Here is a 23,531-nt window from a genome sequence, read left to right as displayed (position 1 = left end):
ATCTTTTCCACTCTTCGTTTTCAAGCGGGTTGCAAAGGTAAACAATTTGTCTGAACTTGTTGATGTTTTTTTGAAAAAATTTCCAGGCCCGAAAACCCGATCCTTCCTCCAAAAAACCAGCTCCAGCAATCCAAAACCAATCGTTTTCCAAAATTTCAATCTCAAATTAAACCCTTCCTTGCGAAGCGGGTTGTAAAGGTAAACAAATTGTTTTAATATTTAGAATTTTATTTCTTAATAATTAAAAATAAAATATTTTCTTCTTGAATCCGGCAACTTACCAATTGTAAACGAAACAATCTTATGTTTTTAGCTTTTGATCCCCTCTTTTGGGAATGCAAAGATGCAACTCTTTTCTTAAATCACAATTCACACATTGAAAATAATCTAAAAAAAAGCCAAACTACCCTGATTATCAACCGCAAAAAACGAATGGGGTTACCAAATCCGCAATTCAATACTTGAAACTTGGCAGTACCGACCGGGATTTACCTGCAGGATCGGCAAAATTGAAAGAATACCTCATGGAAATTTCATGTGCCCCTCCTGAATTCCTCCATCCCAACTTGGATAGGGTGTAATCATAACTATAGCCCATATCCAACCCATTCGGAAGGGAAAAGCCCAGCACTGCTATCAAGGCCTCGTTATTGGGCAGCATATTCTTTGTGGGAATGCCTCTGTACCACAACCCTAATATAAGCGGCTCGAAATACAACTCCGTTCCAAAATCCAATTGGTTGAAGATTCCCTGTTGTTTGTAATTAAAAGCAACAGAAAATGTCCGCTCCTGACGGGAATTATTGAAATAATCATTGATAAAGCCAGATGGGAGCTTAAATTGAACCCCTCCATGCAATGAATACTTAATGGGAAGCCTATTGAGATCATTTCCGAGATAGGAAATATTGGGTTGGGTAAGATGATGGGCAGAAGCCCCCAACCAGAACCTGTCTTGATAATATAACAAGCCGGCATTGAAGTCTGCAAACCGTTTGTTACCATCCTCAGGAGCCCAGGTTCCATTCCCCCCATCGATCGTGCCCCTATCGATATCCAACTGACTACTAAAAACAACTTCTTCAAAATTTGCCGATCTGGAGACAAAGCTCCCCTGTGTGCCAAAATGGAGATATCTGGATTGCCCCAAGCGAAGCCTATAGGAATACAACAATCCAACCTCCATGCTTTGAAGATTTGAAAGGCTCTCCCTACTTCCGTTCACCACAATTCCAACTCCACTGTTTTTTCCAGCAATAAAATGATCTAGATACGCAGAATAGGAAATGAAGGACCTGTCGAGACCCGGCCATTGGTTTCTGAAATTCACCCCTACCCTAGTCAATTCGGAACTCCCAGCAAAGGCGGGATTCAAATACAAAGGAGAAGCATAGAACTGGGAAAACTGGAGATCCTGGGAAAAACAGGGAAATCCAATAACCACAAGGCAAATAATCAAAATCCTTTTCCGAACCATTATCTTATCAAAGTGAATTTTCCGCTTTCCGTAATCTTCTCCCCATCGATGGATTCAAGGTTAACGCGGTAAACATAGTTTCCCACCGGTGCCAATTCTCCATTCTTACGCCCATCCCATCCAAGGGAATTCAAGTCTTCGGATTTGAAAATCAATTCTCCCCAAAGATTGAATACCAACAATTCCATTTTGACAATGCCTTTGGTCTTTGGACGAAAAAATTGGTTTTCCATGCTTGCAGGGGTAAAACCGGTTGGGAACATGATTCTATATGATTTGGTAATAGGCAAGTCCAATTCAAAAACATCTTCACAACCAAATGCATTGGTAATCGTCAGGGACACTTGAAAAACTCCTTTTTTACCATATACATGAACCGGGGAAGGTTCCGTGCTGGCATTTCCATCACCAAAATCCCAAAACCATTGAACGGGGTCACCGATTGATTGCGAATTGAACCGAATGGGATCATCCATAAAAATCCCACCACCCGCATCATCCTTGATTCCCAAACCCTCAATTTCATAGTCAAATGTGGTGACCAATTTCTCTTTCAGCAAAATAACCTCAAAAGCAATCGGTGCTGACCAGCAGGAAAGATCCTTGTTTTTGATCCGCAGAGAGTAGGTCCCCGAAAGTAGAATTTGACCCATTTCTTCATTGATCAGTTTTTCTCCTTCCTGTGTTTCCAATTCATAGTCAAACAATTCATCATTGTATCCTTCTATTCCACTCCTTATATCCAATGGTATTCCGGGCACACAACCTACCATGGGATCCATCAGGGAAAGAGGAGGCAGGGGTGGATTGATCAATTTCATTATTCCCGAATCTGTAGGGCAGCCTTTTGAATTATAAGCAATCACCTGATAATTGCCAGCAACATCAATCGCGAGCAAAGCAGCGTCCGAACCCGGAATCAATTCATCATCCTTGAACCATTCGTATTTCACATAGGCTTCATTGCCCACAGCCAACAATTCCAAAACCTCGCTTTCGCAAAACCTGACCTCTGAAACCCCTTCCGGAAAACCCTTCACCTGAATCCGCACCGGTTCTGGGGATTCCTGAATCAAGAGCTTGATGGAATTGCCCGCAGAAGTTTTTCCATAACTATCGGTAATGGTATAATAAACGATGACTTCCTCGTCCCTGAACCCGAAATTTGGGAAAAACGTGAATTTACCTCCCTCATCCGATGCCCTGAAGGTTCCCTGAGGCAAAACCAATTCCCTATTCTCTTGTTTGCATTTCCCCTGCGAACAGAAATCTTCTTCTTCAGAGATGATGTCCTCGAAGGATGCAAAAAGCTGGAGACACCCGATTGTTGAATTTTCATTGGGTAAATTCACATCCGACGATTTTATTTCATACGTGTTTTCCTGTCCTTCACAAGATGCCTTGTCTGCAATATTTTCCCCAATGGGATTTAAGAGATTTTCATCGTTGGCCACTTGAACGACTATGTTCCTGATTTCATGGAAATTTGTCATGCCGCCTGTAGAGGCGGAAAAACCAATTTTAAGATCTTTGGGTGCATCAAACAAATAGGGTACGTTTTCAAAAATGGTCATCATCCTCGGAGTATCCGGAGAAGTAGTCACTTCCATTTGAACTGTCAAAAAAAATCCTGGACCATTCGGATTGGGATCAAGACTCATGATCACCTTCCTATACCCGGGGACATTTGGATCCGTCACTCTCGTGGTGCCTATTCCACCCGAACTCAACTCAAACAATTCACCAGCCCCAAATCCAAACGGTCCAACACTATTGGTTTTCTTCCCATTTATAAATGCATAGCCCAATGAACCACTTCCGGGACCTCTGATCACAACACTGTTGGGATGAAGCAAACCAGAACCACCCGGAAATCCTCCATTTTTATTTTCGGATGAATTGCCATAATTCCCAAAACTATCAAACCCGACTCCCAGGTAGGCCCTTGTCAATCCGGCATCTTGGTTCCTTTGTGCATATCCCAAGGAACCACCAAATCCACCGGGTGCAAAATTCGGCGTATTTGCATCAAATAAGAATACCGTGAGCCCATCTGCTCCAGAACCACCATAACTAAAATACTCAAAGGAAGTTTTGATTCCGAAGACGGATGAAAAAGGGATGTCTATATAGACGTATCCATTTTGGTCCATCTGATTGTTTGTCAATCTCAAAACACCTGAGGTGAGGCTTGCATCTCCCCCAAAAACAGTTGTGGACTGGGCCGAATTGTCCTGGAAGGATTCACAATAGGGAAATCCTATTTGGGCCTTGGTCTGGGACAGAAAGCATGAAAATAAAAGCGTGAACAATAAAAAAAACCTGCTTTTGACTCTCGGAAATAACATTTAGGTCTATCGTAAAATAGTTATGGGATGAAAATAAAACATCCCAAAGTAACCAAATTCCCTAAAAATAAAAAAAGGCCCCAATTCAACTCAATTGGGGCCTTTAAAAGAGATATAATTTATCTTAAAATCGTTTGCTTTCTATCAGGTCCGACGGAAACCATTTTGATGGGCACGCCGAGTTCTGCCTCTAGGAAGAAAACATAATCCTTCAGTTCCTTTGGGAATTCCTCAAAAGTAGTGGCATTGGCAAGGGAAGTGTACCATCCTTTTACAGTGGTATAGATTGGCGTGACGTCCTGCTCGTTCAGTTCGTAAGTCAATTTATCAGCTCTAGTCCCATCAGCCAATTCATAATGGGTACAAATTTTAATTTCCTCGAAGATGTTGAGCACATCGCCCTTCATCATAAAGAGTTGGGTGACCCCGTTGATCATGATGGAATAGCGAAGCGCAGGCAAATCTATCCAACCACATCTTCTTGGCCTTCCAGTGGTGGAGCCAAATTCATTTCCTTCCTTGCGCATGGCTTCTCCATCCGCATCGAAAAGTTCCGTTGGGAACGGACCGCTGCCTACGCGGGTACAATATGCTTTGAAAATCCCGTAGACTTCACCAATTCGGGAAGGGGCTACTCCAAGTCCGGTGCAAGCACCTGCTGCCATGGTAGAACTGCTGGTCACGAATGGATAACTCCCGAAATCCACATCCAACAAAGATCCTTGGGCACCTTCGGCAAGCACTTTTTTTCCACTGGAAAGAAATTCATTGACGACGTATTCGCTATCGATAAGATTCAGTTTTTTGAAAAACTCAATCGCATCAAAAAACGTGGTTTCCAATTCCGGAAGTTGGCTGATGTCAAAATCATAAAATGAAAGCGTGGTTTTGTGCTTTGCGACCAAGGCATCGTATTTGGCCCTGAAATCACCGGAAAGGATATCTCCAACCCGCAAAGCTACCCTTCCGATTTTGTCTTGGTAAGTCGGACCTATCCCTTTCAATGTGGAACCTATTTTTTTATCTCCTTTGGACTTTTCGTATGCCGCGTCCAGAAGTTTATGGGTAGGAATAATAATAGTGGCTTTCTTGGATACGAAAAGGTTTTCCTGAAAAACGATATTGAATTTATCAAGTCCTTCGATCTCCTTTTTCAGGACCACGGGATCCAGCACCACACCATTTCCGATGATATTGATCAACTTTTGTCTGAAAATACCTGAGGGTATCTGATGCAGTACATGCTTGATTCCATCAAATTCCAATGTGTGTCCAGCATTTGGACCTCCCTGAAACCTTGCGACTACGTCATATTTTGGGGCAAGTACATCCACAACCTTGCCTTTACCTTCATCACCCCATTGCAGTCCTAAAAGAATATCCATTTTCATTTCCTATAAAATAAACTTGTTCATTAATGCCTTTTTGAGGCGTAAAAGTTGGAAGAAGGTTAATTAATTGCAAGGAAAACAGGGGATTTATTATTCCAATTGCCTATGGCTTGCCCAAAGCGATGCTTTTCCGGTTAAAATGCAATCAAAAATCAATTTTCCGGAATAGTAATAAATCCTGTTTTAATTACTTGTTTCTTTACCTTAAAAAATAGCCTTTCTTTCATCCTAAAATTAGAAAGTGCTTAAGTCTGGCTCAATGTCTGTCAGATTACCCTCTCCCACTTTATCCAATTGAATGTAAAACATCTCTAAATATCAAATGGTGTGATTTATACTTCGCCAATTAAAAGTTTCATATAGATCTGCAGAAAGTGCTTGATTAAGGCAACCTTTCCAAAGCCCCGACACTTAAACAAAATCCTACTCAACCAGCGCCCCTGTGACTTCCCAACTTATACTAGGTCATCCTTGATCCAGCACGCCATTTATTGAGACAACGGTAATGTTTCTTTTGCTTAAGTGTATGGATTATGAAATCAGAGTAGCCCTAACTTCTCCCATTGAGTCGAATACAGTGAAAATATTGTTCAATTTGGTGATGATGAGCAGTTTTTTAACATGTTCTGAAGGCGAGACGAGAAAAACTTCCCCTCCTGCATTTCGCATTTTTGTAAGCATCGTGATCAGCACACCGATTCCACTTGAACTGATGTACCTTACTTCACTTAGGTCGACGACAAAATTCATAACCTTCTCATTGACTGCATCGGAAACCAGTTCCACCAATTTCGGTCCTATCTCGTCCCCGATCAAGTCGCCCTGAAGATGTAAGTAATAGGTTTTATCCTCCTTTTCAATTTGATACGCTAGCTTCATATATCTTTTCTGTTTTCACAAATTTCTTTAATACAATTACCATAAAGTATAAGGGAGTGGTGAATGACCTTGAATTCAAGGATTTCTCCGACTGTATTTTGAATGTTTTGAATCCTGGGATCGCAAAACTCCATCACTTGGTGGCAAGTGGTGCAAATCAGGTGATCATGTTGCTTGTATCCGTAGGATTTCTCGTATTGGGCAAGATTTTTTCCAAACTGATGCTTGGTGACAAGATCACACTCCACCAGAAGATCAAGGGTATTGTACACGGTCGCACGGCTTACGCGGTAATTCTTGTTCTTCATGCTGATGTAAAGCGATTCGACATCAAAATGCCCCCCTCTGCCATAAATCTCCTCCAAGATGGCATATCTTTCAGGTGTTTTTCGGAGTTTTTTGTTCTCGAGATAAGCTGTAAAAATGATTATTACCTCTTCAAACAAGGTTTCGTTTAAGGCCATGTATTGTTGTTTTTCCAAATATAACTGTTCCCAATGGAAATTGATTCATCCCTTTCTGCATGGAAATCTGTTCACTGTTAAGGAGTGGGGATTAAAGATTCACTCATCGGTTTTGCTATTTATACTGATTTTAATCAAATCTTGTTATTTTTATTATCCCTTCCACTTTCGATAGATTCTGCATCAAATCCTCAAGATGCTGGGTACTATGGACATACAATTTTATCGTTCCCTCAAAAATCCCACTGTCCGAATCCACCGTGATCGAGCGCATGTTCACTTTCAATTCATTTGAGATCACTTTGGTCACATCATTGATCAAGCCTACCCTGTCCGTACCGATAATTCTCAATCCGGCCAAAAACGCTATTTTTTGCTGGCTGGTCCAGCGGGCTTTGATTACCCGATTGCCGTGGTTGGACAGCAATTCCAGCGCATTGGGACAGGAGGTACGATGGATTTTGATGCCTTCATTGATGGTGACAAAACCAAAAACATCATCTCCGGGAATCGGGTTGCAACATTTGGCAAGGACATAATCGACCACATCCATGTCTTCACCAATCAGCAACTGCTCATGATCAGAACCTTTTAGGTTTTTGATTTCCTTGGTAAAGCTTGATTCGTCCCTCATTTTTTCTAAGGAGGGCTTACTTTTCTGTTTCTTTATTTCTTTGAATTCCTTAAAACTTTTGATGGAAGTGGGCTCGATAATACCCTTACCCACCTTATGGTAAAATTCATTCGCTGTTTTGGTTTCAAAATAAGCCCTCAATTGTTCGATGACTTCGGAAGTGACTTCCATCTTCATCTGTTTCAATTTTCTTTGGACAATTTCTTTCCCATCCAAGATTGAGGATTTTTTTTCTTCTCGTAGGGCCTCCTTGATTTTCGCTTTGGCCCTGGAAGTGATCACATAGCCCAGCCAATCTTCGGCAGGTTTTCGCTTGTTGGAAGTTAAAATCTCAACCTGATCACCGTTTTTCAGTTTGTGGTTAATGGGAACCAGCTTTTGGTTCACTTTTGCGCCAATGCACTTGGTCCCGACTTCGGTATGGATTTCGAACGCAAAGTCCAAGGCGGTCGCTCCAAAGGGAAGGACTTTCAGATCCCCTTTTGGTGTAAAAATAAAAACCTCATCATGGAAAAGGTTTCCCCTAAAGTCATCCATGAATTCAATCGCAGAGCCATTGTTTGACTCCAAAAGGCTTCTTACTTGGGTAATCCATGAATCAAGTCCCCTATTGTGTTTGCCTGTGACGGAATCCCTTTCTTTATATTTCCAGTGGGCAGCGTAGCCCCTTTCTGCAATTTCATCCATCCTTTCGGTTCGCACTTGAACTTCCACCCATTGGCCACTGCTGCTCATCACGGTACAATGCAAGGATTCATATCCATTTGCCCTTGGCGTACTGACCCAATCCCTCAACCGATCAGGGTTTGGTCTATAAAAATCGGTGACAATGGAATACACCTGCCAACAATCCGCTTTTTCGTTTTCAAGCTTGCTGTCAATGATGATCCTGACGGCAAAAAGATCATAAACCTCCTCAAAGGGAATGTTTTGTTTCTTCATCTTGGTGTAGATGGAGAAAACCGATTTTGGTCTGCCTTTTATGGTGAATTTAAAATCCTGGCTTTCCAATTCCTCTTCGATGGGAGCAATAAAGCTTTTGATGAATTTGTTCCTGGAAATCCGCGTCTCATTGATTTTATTGATAATAAACTGATAGGTTTCCGTATCTGTATATTTCAGGTACAAGTCTTCTAGCTCTGATTTTATGGCATAAAGGCCCAATCTGTGGGCCAACGGCGCATATAAATACATGGTTTCGGAGGCGATCTTCAGCTGTTTGTGCCTTGGCATACTGTCCAAGGTCCGCATGTTGTTCAGCCTGTCGGCCAACTTGATCAAAATCACACGGACATCATCCGAAAGGGTAAGCAACATTTTTCGGAAATTCTCTGCCTGCTGGGAAGATCCATAATCAAAAACCCCAGAGATCTTGGTCAGGCCATCAATGATCTGCATCACCTTGGGCCCAAACTCACGCTCGATGTCTTCAAGTTCCCAATCCGTATCTTCAACCACGTCATGCAAAAGCGCCGAAACAATACTGGTAGTCCCCAGACCAATCTCCTCTACACAAATCAGCGCCACTTCCAAGGGATGATAGATATAAGGCTCTCCAGACTTCCTCCTCATTTCCTTGTGGGCATCATTGGAGGCATTGAAGGCCTTTTTGATGATTTTGGCGTCACCGGATTTGAGGACTGGCTTTGCCATCTTCAACAGCCTTCTGTAACGTTTCAAAATCTCTTTCCTCTCTTCTTCCAAATCTACTTGTATCATATACTCTAATGTAAAACAATTCCAAAACTAATATAACGGAGGCCGATAAATTTATTTTTCTTTTATTTTAAGAATTATTCTTGCTGAAATTTGAAATCATGGAATTCATTCTTACATTTGCATCCACGTTACACAAGCGGATGTGGCGAAATTGGTAGACGCACTAGACTTAGGATCTAGCGCCGTAAGGCATGGGGGTTCGAGTCCCTCTATCCGCACATTAAAAGACCCTCAATCACGATTCCGATTCAGATCGAAGCCGAAAGGCAAGACGAATTGAGACTAGAGATTGAGGGTTTTTAGTTCAATACACATTAAATCATACCACCTTGGAAATCACACTAGACAAGCAATCAGCAAATCAGGCTTCAGTTAAAATTAAGCTAAATGAGGCAGATTATCAACCACAAGTTGACGCTAAAGTTAAAGACTACGCCAGAAAAGCCAGCATCAAAGGTTTCAGGCCTGGTAAAGCGCCTATTTCCATGGTGCAAAAACTTTATGGTACTTCGGTTTTGGTGGATGAAATCAACGACATCCTTACCAAATCCCTGAACGAATTCATCAAAGCCCAAGATTTCAAAATCTTAGGCGATCCTTTGCCTCTTATAGAGGAAGCAGAACAAATCGACTGGAAAAGCCAGAAAGACTTTGAATTCAAATATAAAATCGGTTTTGTAGAAGATATCAAAATCAGTTTGGACAAAAAAATACATGCCACTGCCTATACTGTGGAGATGGATGACAAAGTTGTTCAGGATGCCATTGAAAACATGAGCCGTCAATACGGTAAAATGACCAATCCAGAGATCAGCCAGGAGAATGATTTCCTTTACGGCGATCTGAAAGCTGTGGATGGATCTTTTGAAAAAACTCTTTCCCTTCCCCTTTCCAAAATTGACAGCAAGTCTTTAGGCGATTTTATCGGCGTCCAAAAAGGAGCTGTAATCGAATTTGAGCCAGCAAAAGCCATCAAGGAAGAATTATCCAGTACTCTGGACATTACGGAAGAGGAAGTTGAGCAAATCACCGGGAAATTCACGTTTGCCGTTCAGAACATCAACCGAACTGAAAATGCTGAACTCAATCAAGAATTGTTCGACAAGGTCTTTGGCCCGGACGTAGTAGATTCTGAAACTGCTTTCAGGGAAAAAATAAAAAGCGTTCTTTTTGACAATTACAACAAGGAAACAAAGGTATTCAACGACGAAAAAATCAAAGAAGCTTTGGTTGCTAGTACTTCAGTTGAACTTCCTGACACCTTCTTAAAGGAATGGTTACTCAAAGCCAACGAAGGCAAGGTTACCGAAGAGCAAGTCGAAGAAGAATTTCCGATTTACGCAAAACAATTGACATGGTCCTTGATCTCCAATCAGATTGCCAAAGACAATGAAATCAAAGCGGAACATGAGGATGTGATCGAAAAAACGAAGGAAATGATCAGGCAACAATTCTCTGCATCAGGACTTGGAGCACAAATGGAAGACAGCATGGATATGTTTGTCAACAATTACCTTCAAGGCAACGAAGGCCAGAACTACATGCAATTGATGACTTCGGTCCAAAACGATAAGGTTTTGGATTTCGCTAGAGAAAAGATAGACTTAACTGAAGAAGTTGTCTCCATTGACAAGTTCAAAGAACTTTTGGAAAACTAATTTCCAAATAAAATCGTTAACAAAAAGTCCTTCATTTAGGACTTTTTTTATTTTTGCAAACGACAAAAGAAAACAAGATGATCAACAGAGACGAATTCAGAAAATACGCAGTTCACCATCAAGGCATCAGCGGAAACGCGTTTGACCAATATGAAACCCACATCAATGGAATGACCCGATCGGTAATCGAGGAAAGACCAACGAATTTCAGGGAAATCGATGTGTTTTCCAGATTGATCATGGACCGTATCATTTTCTTGGGAACCCAAGTGGACGATTTTATAGCCAATATCATCACCGCTCAATTGTTGTTTTTGGAGTCTACGGATTCAAAAAAAGATGTATTGCTTTATGTCAACAGCCCAGGTGGTTCAGTTACTGCTGGATTGGGGATTTATGACACCATGCAATATATCAACCCTGAAGTAGCAACGATCTGTACAGGTATTGCAGCTTCGATGGGTGCGGTTTTGTTGGCTGGTGGTGCCAAGGACAAGAGATCGGCATTGAAGCACTCCAGGGTGATGATCCATCAGCCCTCAGGCGGCATGCAAGGCCAATCCAAGGACATGGAAATTTCCTTGAAACTTATCCTTTCCATGAAACAGGAATTATACGATATCCTCGCAACCCACACAGGCAAAACCTATGAGGAGATAGAGCGGGATTCAGATAGAGATTATTGGATGAAAGCTCCAGAAGCCAAGGAATATGGCTTGATAGATGAAGTATTGATCAAAAAAATATAAATAATGGCGCAAGTAACCTGCTCCTTCTGTGGCAGAAACAAGAAAGACGTAGATCTTATGGTTTCTGGAATCTCCGCGCACATCTGCAATGTCTGTATCGACCAGGCCTACCAGATTTTGGGCGAAGAGGAAAAGACCAAAAAACCAACCAAAAATTCCAAATTCAAGCTCAAAAAGCCCAAGGAACTGACAGAATACCTGAATCAGTATGTTATTGGGCAGTTTGATGCCAAAAAAGTCCTGACTGTAGCGGTATACAACCATTATAAAAGATTGGGACAGAAGCAAAACGACGAGGAGGAAATCAAGATTGAAAAATCCAATATCATCATGGTTGGAGAAACTGGCACTGGAAAAACCTACTTGGCAAAAACTTTGGCCAGAACCCTTGAGGTGCCCTTCTGCATCGCTGATGCCACTGTCCTGACTGAAGCGGGTTATGTTGGTGAAGATGTGGAAAGCATTCTGACTAGACTTCTTCAAGCGGCTGACTACAATGTGGAAGCTGCCGAAAAAGGCATCGTTTATATCGATGAGATCGACAAGATTGCCAGGAAATCAGACAACCCATCGATCACTCGAGATGTAAGCGGTGAAGGTGTTCAACAAGCGTTGTTAAAGCTTTTGGAAGGAACCGTTGTCAATGTACCACCTCAAGGAGGCAGAAAGCATCCCGATCAAAAAATGATTGCCGTCAATACGGAAAACATCCTGTTTATCTGTGGCGGTGCATTTGATGGAATCACCAGACATATTGCCAAGAGGCTAAACACCCAACCCCTCGGCTTCAATAAACCCACGGAACAGAAAACAGTAGACAAAGAAAATCTTCTGCAATATGTGACTGCACAGGATTTGAAAGGCTTTGGTTTGATTCCCGAATTGATAGGGCGTCTTCCGGTCGTGACACACCTAGACCCATTGGATAGGGCGACACTAAAAAGCATCCTTACAGAGCCTAAAAATGCACTTGTCAAGCAGTATCAAAAGTTGATGCAAATGGAAGGTGTGAAATTGGTTTTCGAGGAATCCGGAATCGACTATATTGTGGACAGGGCTGTGGAATATAATCTTGGAGCAAGAGGTTTAAGATCGATCTGCGAAGCCATCATCACGGATGCAATGTATGAATTGCCTTCTGATGACACAATCACTGAACTCACCATCGATGAAAAATACGCTGCGGAGCAATTCGACAAATCCAAGTTCAAAAAACTCCAGGTAGCCTAAAAAATCCAGTATAAATTTACATCCACGGATGTTGTCAAAAACAGATGTATGAACCCATTTTCATACCTGTCAAAGGACAACATTCGTGGATTTATGTTTTATGGAATCATAGATCAATCCCGCTGTGGTTTCCGAAGCTTTAAAGTCCCCTAGTGTGTTTTTTACTTCGCTATAGCCCTGTAAAATCTTTCCATTGTGGACAGAATCCGCCAAAACCAGACTTAATTCCTTGGATAGGCTATCCACATTGAAATCGTCCTGAATCAATTCTTTCACTATCTCTTTCTCGGCAATCAAATTTACCAAAGAAATGAAAGGTATTTTGATGACCCTCTTGGCTATTTCATAGCTGATAAAACTGGTTTTGTAAACTACAACCTGAGGAACATTAAAAAGGGCTGTTTCCAGAGTAGCTGTTCCAGAGGTGACGATGGCAGCAGAGGCATGATGCAATAGATCATACGTCTGGTCAAAAACAATCCTTATTCCAGCCATGACCGCAGGAGCATAGAGGTCAATCCCAAGATTATCCACACCAGCGATTACAAACTGAAAATTTGGGAATTTCGGCACCACTTTAAGCATTACAGAAAGCATATTGTTCAATTCTTGCTTCCTGCTACCTGGTAAGAGGGCAATAATGGGTTGGTATTTCAACTCATTCTTTTGATGGAAAAAAGGATGGGGTTGGTATTTTGATATTTCATCAAATAATGGATTCCCAACATAATGTACATCCAAACCAAATTTTTTGAAAAATTCTGCTTCAAAGGGAAGGATGCAATATACTTGGTCGGTTGTTTCTTTTAATTTATAAGCTCTCTTCTGATTCCAAGCCCAAATCTTAGGAGGGATATAATAATGAACAGGGATTCCAAGATTTTTGGCAAAAGCAGCCATTTTCATATTAAAACCTCCAAAATCAATCAGGATGAGTGCATCTGGCTTGAATTTCAGAATGTCTTTCTTCAAGAGCCTTAGGTATTTTAAAATTTTCCTGAATCCAAAAACAACTTCAAGGAAACCCATCAAAGAAACCTCATCATAGTGGGTACAAAGGGACATCCCTTGTTCAGCGGATAATTCGCCCCCCATCCCCCTAAAATCAGCCTCTTCATCTACATGTTTGAGGGATTGGATTAAATTCGCAGCGTGTAAATCTCCGGATCTTTCACCTGAGATGATATAGTATTTCATTTTATTTCTTGATGGAAGCTGCTTATTAATTAGAAAAATAACCGTACAATCTATTCCTTAACGCTATTATTTGGGATTTGATCTCTCCATTCGAAAATCAAAACTTATTATATTCAATCGGTATTTATTCAACAAGCATCATTCCCCAAAATACTCCACAAAATTTCTCGGCGTTTCGTAAAGCGTCAGCTTGTAAAGTTTACCATGGGGAACAATTTGATTCACTGCTGGTGCCAATATTTTCCAAAATTCCATCACTAGATTTTCGCAACTGGCCATTTTCCCAAACATGAAATCAACATCCAAATTCAGGTTTTTGTGGTCCACTTTTTCTATTACCAAAGTTTGGATCAATGTGCTCAGATGCTTCAGGTCCACGACGAAACCAGTTTCAGGATCAGGAAGCCCTTTCACAGTGACAATCAATTCAAAATTGTGACCATGCCAATTGACATTGGAACAGGGCCCAAATATTTGAAAGTTTTTTTCTTCTGTCCAGTTTGGGTTCCAAAGTTTGTGCGCAGCATTAAAATGCTCTTTTCTGCAAACGTGTATCATTGAATAGTGAAATTGAAAGGGCAAAATTAATGAAAAAGATGGTTATATGGCAAAAGGATTCATCCAATCAAAAGAAAGAATGCAAATCTCCTCATATAATCCCTCTATCATCAAAAAAGGGAAGCAAAATGCTTCCCTTTTCAATTCTTAAAGATTCAATCCCTTTATCAATCGTGTGACATCGGAGAGATTACTCAAATCAAGACTCCAATCCTTTTCCAAGCTCAAAACCTTTTCATAATCCGGCCCAAAAATACTTGCCAAATTTTTCTTTTTGGCTTTCCACAACTTCACTTCTCCATCCTTGACAACATACAGTTGTTCACGGCCTTCAAATACCTTCGCTCTCTGAGAGCCATAAGAGGCGCCTGAATCATCCATTATCACTTTGAATTTGTGATTGATCAGCGTGTACTCCCCATCAACCAATATCTCGACAAAACGATTCGGACCTACGGAAGGAATCGCATATCCTGATCTGTAAACCGATGGGTTGGATTTTTCATTCAACACAAACCCAAAAATTTTATTGGCGTCCAATGCCAACAATTCCCCCTCAATTCGATATTCCAGCTTGTTGGTGAAAGCATTGAAGTTAACCATCAAATTTTCTGCTGTATCCCTCTCGGAAAAAATGATTTTACCCAATTCAAAATCTCCAACATAAGGCGAGCCTTTCATGTCTGGATAGGGATTGGCCAACACTGGCATACCTGTGGTGCCATCCTTCAATAAATTAAGTTGAGCAAAAACAGTATTCGTAGAGAAGAATACCAAAAACGCGAACAATCCTAAACTAACTATCTTCATGTTTTAAAAATAAAAAAAAAGGCCGATAAAATCGGCCTTTTTTCAAACTAAATTTTGCAATAATTAAGCACCTGGCGCTGGTGGCGCTGGACGCGTAATTCTCAATTGAACTCTCTTGTGGTTCTCGCTTGGCGCAAGGTTAGCATTGCCAACCAGCTCTAAAAGCACGTCAACAGAACCGCCGATCGCTCCAGTGTTGGGGATGGTTACCGCAACTGTAGCAAAACTGGAATTGGCAGGAATGACAGCAGTGCCCGACACCGTGAAATCAGTCCCTGAAACACCTGTGGTTCCTTCTGGAACTACTGTGTAGGTAATGGTTTCATCACTTGTTCTATGAGCTCCCACAAGGTTTACCTGTAGGTTTACTGTACCAACTGTATTCGCTACAGTTATTCTTGGATAAGTAACTCCAGCTGCTGGGCCTCTTACCACTGCATCCTGAAATTCCACCACTGCGCCTGACCACAAAGGGTAGTTTTGTTCAATGCATGATGAAAATGCAAAGACTAAGACCAGTGAAAATATTGAAAGTATTTTTTTCATAGTTGTATCAATTTTAGTAACCTCTGTTTTGGTTTAGGTTAGGATTACCATCCACCTCTCTTTGAGGAATTGGAGGAAGGAATTTGAAATCATCAAAAGGAAGAAGCACGTTTGGTGTTGTCTTCACAATGTCTTTTCCATACCTCTTCAAATCGAAGAAACGATGCCCTTCGAAAGCGAATTCTTTAAATCTTTCCAATAGGATTTCGTCCAGTAGCGCTTGACCTGTAAGCTCAACCGGCTGTAAACCTCTTAGCCCTTTGAAAGCATTAAGTTCCGCCAAAGCATCAGCCGCATTGTTCAATTGATAATTGGCTTCCGCTCTGTTCAAATGCATCTCGGACTTTCTGATTACAGGGATATTGTCACCATAAGCAAATCCATTTTTACTGAGGAACTTGATGCTTTCGATTTGACGACCTGCACCTCTCACAGTGTTACCTGTTGTATAAAGAAAACCTCTGATATCATCGTTTCTGGTCACGTCATAATTGTTGTTGTCTGTAGCAGAACCACCAACTAAAAGCGGAGTCAGTCCAAAGAAACCTCTAACCCTAGCATTTGGGATAAAATCTCCCCATCCTCCCTGCGAATTTTTGTTTGTCAAATTTAAAAGAGTGGAATAAGTAGATTGAAGAGATTCGTTAACACCAATACTTTCGCCAGCGATAGAAAATCTAACTTCGAACATGGATTCAGGATTGATGTCTGTTTTCCAGCCATTCACATAACCTGTACCACTTTGGACAGACCCTACAGCACTCGCCAAGGCGGCTGTGGATTCAGCTACTGATTTTGCCCAATCCCCTCTGTACAAGGCAACTCTTGACAACAAAGCCGAAGCTGCCCCTGAAGAAGCAAATTGTGTTCCTCTTGAAGTCAACAACGTTTTAGCGGATTCCAAATCAGCGTAGATCTGATCATAAACAGCTGGTATGGTCGCTCTTGAAGATTTCCTGTTAAAAGCAGCATCAGAAGTGATTACACCTTCCAAAACCAAAGGAATACCACCCTCATCAATCACACCAGGCTGATAAATCGCGGTGGGGATATAGGAATAAACCTTAACCAAGTCAAAGTAATACAAAGCACGGAGGAATTTTGCCTCACCTTCCCACCTTGCCAATTGGGCTGGGGAAGCACCTTGCACATTGGAAAGTCCATCTAAAATCAAATTCGCTTCATTGATGGCGAAATAACTGTTTTGCCATAACCCTGCTCCGAAGTGTGAATTGGGTTGGTTGTTGTTTTCACCGATCAAACGTCCACTGTTGCTGGTGGTTTGTCCAACGTCAGCCAAAGCATCTGAAAGAGCCAACAAGTCTCTTCCATAATTGGAAACGGGTCTCAACCTGGCATAGACCGAGTTGATGGCTGCATCAACAGCATCTGGGGTATTGAGTGCTCCACTGGCGTCTATTGATTGCCGGGGATCCACCTGTAGCAGATCATCACAAGAAGTCATTACCAAGGAAGCGGCAAAGAACAGTGACAACGCTACTTTATTTATTAATCTTATTTTTTTCATCTTTATTCTTTTTTTAGAATCCAATTTTAATACCTACAGTATAGTTTTTGGTCAATGGAATCTGACCTGTACCTGCTCCAGTGAATTCAGGATCATATCCCGGATAATCCGCGTAAGTCCACAAATTTAATCCCTGTGCATAGATTCTTGCACTGGAAAGACCAAGGCTTCTTAGTGTCTGTGGTTTAAAATTGTAAGCAAATGTCAACTGGGACAATCTCACAAAGTCTGCCTTCAAAAGACCTGCTGTACCACTGTTTCTTCCAGCACCCCTAACTTCGTTACCTGCATTGGTGGTAAGGTTTCTTGGGATATCCGTGATTTGACCTGGCTCCATCCATCTTCTGTCATGTACTTCGCTCAAAGCGTTAAGTGCCAAACGCGTTCCGTTCTCCCTAAGGAAGCTATACTGTCCATCTCCTACAACTGCTCCATATTCATAAGTGAAAAAAGCCGTTAATTCAAATCCTTTGTAGGAAATAGTATTGTTCAAACCACCATAATAAGGAGACAAGTTAGAACCATTGTAAATTCTATCGGCAGCCAAAGGAAGGTACGTGATGTTTCTATTGATATCATACCACATTGGGCGTCCGGTGGCAGGGTTTACACCTGCATATTCAGCTGCAAAGAAAGAACCTGGTGCTGGTGCACCTGCAAAAGGAGGATTACCAACAGGTTGACCCACTGCGATTCCTGGATTGGCTGGTAATGCCTGAAGGCCATCATATAGGCTGATCACTTGATTTTTGATATACGTGAAGTTGAAGGAAGTATTCCATCTGAAACCACCTCGGTCAATATTCACAGTGGAGATTTCAACCTCTATACCTTTGTTCTGAAGCTCTCCAACATTGTTGGCGATTGATCCGAAACCATTGGTCCAAAGGATTGGCTGATCCAACAAAAGGTCTTTTGATCTTCTGTCAAACACATCGATCGCTCCAGAAACTCGGTTGTTGAAGAAACCGTAATCTAAACCTAAGTTGAAAGTTAGATTAGATTCCCAACCCAAATTCAAATTGGCCAAAGAACCTGGACGAATACCTGCTAAACCTGAATAGTTTCCGGCTCCACCATATAAACCTCTTGCACCAAAGTTATCAATTTGATCATTACCTGTTTTACCATAAGATGCTCTTATTTTCAAATCAGATACTGCTTCTGAATCCTTCAAGAAACTTTCTTCTTTCAAATACCAACCCACTCTAATGGAAGGGAAAAGACCATATCGGTTGTTTTCTCCGAATCGTGAGGAACCATCATAACGTGCCGTTACCGTGGCCAGATATTTTTTATTGTAATCATAGTTTGCAGATATAAATCCACCCACTCTTCTGTATCCAGTCCAAAATCCTGAGATGGATTCAGGCGTAGCTGCAGACTGAATTGTTCTGAATTGGAAAGTTGGGAAACCAATACCTGCTCCAGAAATTCCTTCTCTTGTTTCAGACAAATATTCCAAACCTAGGATGGCAGAAACATTGTGAACATTAGAAAACGATTTGTTCCAGTTCAAGGTCTGTGTGGTGATGAAACGTGTTCTCCAATCGGATTGAACAGAACTTCTACCTCTCACACCGGCTCCATCTGGAGTCCTTGGATCGCGGTAACTGTCTCCTTGAAGCAATCTATAGTCAATACCTACCAAAGACCTGAAGGTAAGGTTGTCTGCTATTTTGTAAGTACCAATGAGGTTACCAACAAGCGTATTGGTTCTTTGTAGACCTGAATTGTAATCATTAACCAAGACAACGTTTTGTCCCAAAACACCTCTAATGGCTGTATTGTAAGTACCATCTTCATTGTAGATCGCATTGTGTGGCAATACTGCAGAAGCTGAAAATGCAGGACTTCCCAAGAATGCACCATCAATAGCGAAAGGAACGTTTTGTTGGAAAGTAGAAAGGTTTACTGTTGTTTCAATTTTCAACCTCGCATTCGCCTGATGGGCCATAGCCAATCTGATGGTTCCTCTTTCAAAATCCACTGGCTTGAAAGAAGACTCTTGGTAGTTGTATGAACCGGAAACAAAGAATGTAGTCTTCTCATCTCCACCTGAAACAGACAACTCATAATTTTGAAGTTGACCAGTTCCCATCACTTCTCTCTGCCAATCATAGGTAGGCAATCCCGTTCCTATTGCCTCAAGCTCTGCTTGAGAAAGCGTTTGCCAGTTCGCAGGAAGCACGCCCATGTTATTCAAAGCATTCGCTTCGGCTGAAGCATTTCCTGAGTTTTGGAAAGCTTCTCTTCTCATTTGGTACCATTCAGAGCCCCCGAGGACGTCCAAATATTTCATTGGTTCAGTCTGACCAGCAAAAGCATTGAATTCAAATCTAGCTTTTCCTTGCTTTCCTTTTTTGGTTGTGATGATCACTACACCATTTGCTGCTTGTGAACCATAGATGGCTGCAGAAGCTGCATCTTTCAAGATCTCCATTGACTCGATGTCATTTGGATTCAAAAAGGCAAGTGGATTGGATTGGGTAAAATTGGAGTTGGATGCGTTGTTCAACTGCACTCCATCAATGATGAAAAGCGGCTCGTTACCTGCGTTGATAGAACCAACACCCCTAATACGGATGTTTACTGCTCCACCTGGAAGACCATTGGATGATCTTACCTGTACACCTGCAGCACGACCTTGCAAAGCTCTGTCAAATGACTGCATCGGAAGGTTTTCGATCAATTCACCTTTCACGGATGAAACCGCTCCGGTAACCTCTCTTTTCAATTGCGTACCGTAACCAGTTACAATCACCTCGCTCAAGCTGGTGATATCCGGCTGCAATACAATGTTGATCTGCGTACGGTTGCCAATAGTGGCCTCCTGCGCTGTCGATCCTACAAAACTGAACACAAGAACATTGTTGCCCTGTGGTACATTGATTGAAAACTTACCATCTAAATCGGTAGCTGTACCGGTAGTGGTTCCTTTCACAATGACTGATGCACCTGGAATCGGCTGTCCATCCTCAGCGGACGTAACCGTTCCAGTCACTACACGACTTTGCGCAAATGCAACAGCACTGGCGAAAAGAAGCATAAGTCCAAGAAGTAAAACTTTCCTCATTTTATTTTTTTTTAGTTTAACGATATCTCAATTTTATCCAATCTCTTCTAATAATCCAAAATTTTACAAAAAGTTTATATCTGTTCGGATGTTTTAGACATTGTATAACCTGACGTTTTATCACCTTTAAAAGAACAATATTTTGTAAAAAAGAATATAAACAGTCAAAAAAAATAAAATACAGGTCATTAAGTATGGGCAAACAAAATAATATTTTTTTTAACTTTCATTAACAATTAAATACCGCCAGAAAAATAAATCAATTTTTTTTAAACAATTTTAAAAAATAATCCAATCATTATTATTGTACTTTTTTGAAATGAAAAATCAAATAAATTATATTTATTTTTTTTAAAATATAATTAAATAAAGAGTCAGAAAACTCAAAACTCAAAGAAATGAAAAGTCTAAACATAGCGATTAAACGCCATTTTCCCTTTATTTCAATTGAACAATTCATAAATTGCAGAATTTTAATAAAGCGTTGTAATAATTTTAAAAATAATGTATAGACATGGTTATTTTTGACACAAAGGGGTGAGCCATATTACTGAACCATGATCGTAATCCTCCTATTGAAACTGCGGCCCTCTGCGGTATCATTGGGTCTAATGGGCTGCTTGTCTCCTTTACCCAATGTATATATCCTTCCATAATGGATCCCTTTGCCCAATAGGTACTTCTTGACACTTTCGGCTCTTCGCAAACTGAGATTTTCATTATAGCTCACATTCCCAACATTGTCGGTATGGCCGATGATGGTAATGTTGACATTGTGGTTTTGAAGCAAAAAATCGTTGAGCCGCTTGAGTGAACTCATCGACTGGGATTGCAATTCGTCTTTGTCAAAATCAAAAAATATGTTTTCGAACACAAATTCTTCACCCGACGCGATCGGGGTCATTTCTATATTGAGATTATCCCTATCCTGCAAATTGTCCCTTTCTACATTATAAATTTTCGGCAAATACCCTTCCTTTTCCACATAAAGGCCAGAAAAGGATTTGTCTGGATAGAGCATCATAAATTCACCGGTTTTTCCATCGGACCGAAATTCATACAAAGTACTGTCATTGACGAGACTGACCAAAGACAGCCTGGCTTCAATCGGCTCACCTGTCTTGATATTGAGCACCCTTCCTTCGGTGACCATAAGTTTCTCACCCAAGTCAATCTCTTCCGGAAACTGAAAACGATGCAAAAAAGACCTTTCCACACCACCAGACAATTTACTTTCGGTATAATAGGCATAATCCCTTTGGGCTGTGATGAAGAGTGAAAACTGGTCCAAATGGTCGTTGATGGGATAGCCCAGGTTTTCGGGCTCCATAAACTCACCATTCTCTACCCTGGACATGAACAAATCCATTCCCCCAAAGCCGCGATGACCATTGGAAGCAAAGAAGATGATTTCATTGTTAAAGTAAATAAAAGGAGAAACCTCATCCTTGGAAGAGTTGACCTTCGCCCCAAGGTTTTTGGCCTCAGACCAGGATCCATCTGGCTTCCTGAGCGTGTACCAAATGTCATTGCCCCCGAAACCTCCACGTCTGTTGGAGGAAAAAAACAAAATCCGGCCATCCGCAGAAAGGGAGGGCTGCGAATCCCAAGAACGGGAATTGACATTTTTGCCCATGTTGCTGGGTCTTTGCCAGTGGTTGTTCACCCGATACGCTATATAAAGATCGCAACTCCCAAAGGAATCCGGCGCATCACAGGAGGTATAAATCAGGATCTTCCCATCTGCCGAAATGGTACAGGTACCTTCATTATAAGGTGTATTGATATTGTCAGCAATCCCCACCGGCTTGGTCCAACTTTCCCCATCGTCTCCCAGATAGGAAACAAAAATGTCCTCATGCTGGGAGGAATGGGTTCCATCTCGTTTTGTAAAAAGAATTTTTCTGCTGTCGGCAGTCAAGACCGGGAAATATTGAAGAGAAAATTGATTGAGGGGTTCGGGAAGTACTTCTTTTTTGATCACCAGGGCCTTGTCCAGCTGCTCTTGGATAAAGGCCATTTGGGTTGCGATTTCTCTGTAATGGAAGCTTTTCTTGAATTCAACGGAATGAAGGCCGTCTACATTTTCAAACTCCGCCAAGGATTTTGAAAATTCCCCCATCTGAAGATAACAATGGGCCTTGAGCCATCCAAAATCAGCCTTGATTTGGCTGGAAGCTTTGGCCGCTCGTCCCAGTCCTTTTTCGGCCACTTCGAGCGCAGCTTCCGGGCTTCCTTTTGTCAACAAAATCCTACCCCATTTGATATAGGACTCAAAAAAATTGGCTTCTCTGGCAATAGAGGCTTTATATTTCTCTATAGCCTCATTGTACATGCGCTTCGATACCAGCTCATCCCCTTCCTGATGCATTTTGATTGCCCTTCCATCAATAATGGAATAACCCTGCGAGAAACCCACATGGCAAATCAACATCAACAACAATAACAGGCTGGTTAGCTTCATGGGCTTATGGGATTTCCATAAATTTATGCGTTTGGAGCGAAACTTTCCAATTTGGATGAGATTTTACGTAATCTATTATGGAATTGATGAACAAATCGGACTTACTCCACTCCGGCTGGAGCAATTTTCGGCAATTTTCCCTTACCAAGACTGCATGCTTCTCTGCAAAATCGAAATCTGACTTGTGAAAAACCACCACTTTCAATTCATCCGCTACTGCATATATACTTGGATGTGGTGTCTTGAATTTTTTTGGGGAAAAACATACCCAATCGAAATCCCCAGAAAAGGGATGGGCGCCCGAAGTCTCTATATTGGTAGTGAACCCATTTTCCTTCAGCAAACGTGTTAAGGGATCAAGGTTATACATCAAAGGTTCTCCGCCGGTGATCACCACCAGCCTTCCCGGATACTGAAGTGCGCCTTCCACGATTTCTTCAATCGGCAGGACCGGCCATTTGGCAGCCTCCCAAGATGCTTTCACATCGCACCAAACACAGCCCACATCACAACCTCCCAGGCGGATAAAATAAGCGGGGGTACCTGAAAAAGTTCCTTCTCCCTGAATCGTGTAAAACGCCTCCATCAAGGGAAGCATTGTTCCTGCTGCTACTGCTGTCTTTTTTTCCATATCAATTTTTGATGAAGCGGGTGATCGAACCGCTGGACTCTTTTTTTTGGACTGCAAAGGTACTGGATTGCCCAACAACTCTACCATTGAGGGGAGATAATCTTTTGGCACTTGCCTTGGCCTTTGGCAATGAAAACGAAAAAAGTGAGTAGAAGTTGTTGGGGAATGCGGC

Annotated in this window: 17 protein-coding genes and 1 tRNA gene; 4 read left to right on the top strand and 14 right to left on the bottom strand. The window is 41.5% G+C overall.

Annotation, left to right across the window (positions count from 1 at the left end):
- Positions 1 to 454: 454 nt before the first annotated feature.
- From F824_RS0121480 to F824_RS0121450, 6 genes are all read right to left on the bottom strand, one after another.
- Entirely contained in the window at positions 455 to 1,477 is a 1,023-nt protein-coding gene (locus tag F824_RS0121480; protein WP_019600005.1) for a PorP/SprF family type IX secretion system membrane protein, read from the bottom strand.
- Positions 1,477 to 3,789, bottom strand: coding sequence for a PKD domain-containing protein (locus tag F824_RS0121475; RefSeq protein WP_236613211.1), 2,313 nt, complete (start codon positions 3,787 to 3,789; stop codon positions 1,477 to 1,479). The genes F824_RS0121480 and F824_RS0121475 overlap by 1 nt, the downstream gene beginning before the upstream one ends.
- A gap of 155 nt (positions 3,790 to 3,944) precedes the next feature.
- On the bottom strand, positions 3,945 to 5,216 hold the full coding sequence (locus F824_RS0121470) for an adenylosuccinate synthase (protein WP_019600003.1): 1,272 nt from the start codon (positions 5,214 to 5,216) through the stop codon (positions 3,945 to 3,947).
- Between the two features lie 531 nt (positions 5,217 to 5,747).
- Positions 5,748 to 6,095, bottom strand: a complete 348-nt coding sequence (locus F824_RS0121460; protein WP_019600001.1) for an STAS domain-containing protein — start codon at positions 6,093 to 6,095, stop codon at positions 5,748 to 5,750.
- Positions 6,092 to 6,559: a Fur family transcriptional regulator gene (locus F824_RS0121455; RefSeq protein ID WP_019600000.1), complete on the bottom strand. Its 468-nt coding sequence runs from the start codon at positions 6,557 to 6,559 to the stop codon at positions 6,092 to 6,094. Before F824_RS0121455 ends, F824_RS0121460 begins: the two co-directional genes overlap by 4 nt.
- A 130-nt stretch (positions 6,560 to 6,689) precedes the next feature.
- Complete coding sequence (locus F824_RS0121450; protein WP_019599999.1) at positions 6,690 to 8,912, bottom strand: RelA/SpoT family protein; 2,223 nt, start codon at positions 8,910 to 8,912, stop codon at positions 6,690 to 6,692.
- Between the two features lie 136 nt (positions 8,913 to 9,048).
- Here F824_RS0121450 and F824_RS0121445 point away from each other — a divergent pair.
- The 4 genes from F824_RS0121445 to clpX all read left to right on the top strand — a co-directional run bounded on the left by F824_RS0121445 (position 9,049) and on the right by clpX (position 12,549).
- Positions 9,049 to 9,130: transfer RNA gene (locus F824_RS0121445), tRNA-Leu, on the top strand.
- Positions 9,131 to 9,241: 111 nt separating this feature from the next.
- On the top strand, positions 9,242 to 10,570 hold the full coding sequence (gene tig, locus F824_RS0121440) for a trigger factor (RefSeq protein WP_019599998.1): 1,329 nt from the start codon (positions 9,242 to 9,244) through the stop codon (positions 10,568 to 10,570).
- A 77-nt stretch (positions 10,571 to 10,647) separates the two neighbouring features.
- The gene (locus F824_RS0121435; RefSeq protein ID WP_019599997.1) at positions 10,648 to 11,319 is read left to right on the top strand and encodes an ATP-dependent Clp protease proteolytic subunit; all 672 of its coding nucleotides are present in this window, start codon (positions 10,648 to 10,650) and stop codon (positions 11,317 to 11,319) included.
- A gap of 3 nt (positions 11,320 to 11,322) precedes the next feature.
- Positions 11,323 to 12,549: an ATP-dependent Clp protease ATP-binding subunit ClpX gene (gene clpX, locus F824_RS0121430; protein ID WP_019599996.1), complete on the top strand. Its 1,227-nt coding sequence runs from the start codon at positions 11,323 to 11,325 to the stop codon at positions 12,547 to 12,549.
- Between the two features lie 69 nt (positions 12,550 to 12,618).
- On the opposite strand, the gene lpxB is transcribed toward clpX, so the two are convergent.
- The 8 genes from lpxB to F824_RS0121385 form a co-directional block, all read right to left on the bottom strand.
- On the bottom strand, positions 12,619 to 13,746 hold the full coding sequence (gene lpxB, locus F824_RS0121425) for a lipid-A-disaccharide synthase (RefSeq protein ID WP_019599995.1): 1,128 nt from the start codon (positions 13,744 to 13,746) through the stop codon (positions 12,619 to 12,621).
- Positions 13,747 to 13,884: 138 nt separating this feature from the next.
- Positions 13,885 to 14,304: a 6-pyruvoyl trahydropterin synthase family protein gene (locus tag F824_RS0121420; protein WP_019599994.1), complete on the bottom strand. Its 420-nt coding sequence runs from the start codon at positions 14,302 to 14,304 to the stop codon at positions 13,885 to 13,887.
- A 147-nt stretch (positions 14,305 to 14,451) separates the two neighbouring features.
- Positions 14,452 to 15,114: a hypothetical protein gene (locus F824_RS0121410; RefSeq protein WP_026333849.1), complete on the bottom strand. Its 663-nt coding sequence runs from the start codon at positions 15,112 to 15,114 to the stop codon at positions 14,452 to 14,454.
- A gap of 63 nt (positions 15,115 to 15,177) precedes the next feature.
- A complete protein-coding gene (locus tag F824_RS0121405; protein ID WP_236613210.1) occupies positions 15,178 to 15,585 on the bottom strand; it encodes a DUF4843 domain-containing protein in 408 nt (135 codons plus the stop codon).
- Between the two features lie 88 nt (positions 15,586 to 15,673).
- Complete coding sequence (locus tag F824_RS0121400) at positions 15,674 to 17,188, bottom strand: RagB/SusD family nutrient uptake outer membrane protein (RefSeq protein ID WP_019599990.1); 1,515 nt, start codon at positions 17,186 to 17,188, stop codon at positions 15,674 to 15,676.
- A gap of 13 nt (positions 17,189 to 17,201) precedes the next feature.
- Positions 17,202 to 20,264, bottom strand: coding sequence for a SusC/RagA family TonB-linked outer membrane protein (locus F824_RS0121395; protein WP_019599989.1), 3,063 nt, complete (start codon positions 20,262 to 20,264; stop codon positions 17,202 to 17,204).
- A 547-nt stretch (positions 20,265 to 20,811) separates the two neighbouring features.
- Entirely contained in the window at positions 20,812 to 22,728 is a 1,917-nt protein-coding gene (locus F824_RS0121390; protein ID WP_019599988.1) for an OmpA family protein, read from the bottom strand.
- A gap of 4 nt (positions 22,729 to 22,732) precedes the next feature.
- The gene (locus tag F824_RS0121385; RefSeq protein ID WP_019599987.1) at positions 22,733 to 23,359 is read right to left on the bottom strand and encodes a 7-carboxy-7-deazaguanine synthase QueE; all 627 of its coding nucleotides are present in this window, start codon (positions 23,357 to 23,359) and stop codon (positions 22,733 to 22,735) included.
- Positions 23,360 to 23,531: the final 172 nt, after the last annotated feature.

The organism is Rhodonellum psychrophilum GCM71 = DSM 17998 (assembly GCF_000381545.1).
In the GTDB taxonomy this organism is placed as follows: Bacteria; Bacteroidota; Bacteroidia; order Cytophagales; family Cyclobacteriaceae; genus Rhodonellum; species Rhodonellum psychrophilum.
This window is presented reverse-complemented; position numbering and strand designations above follow the sequence as displayed.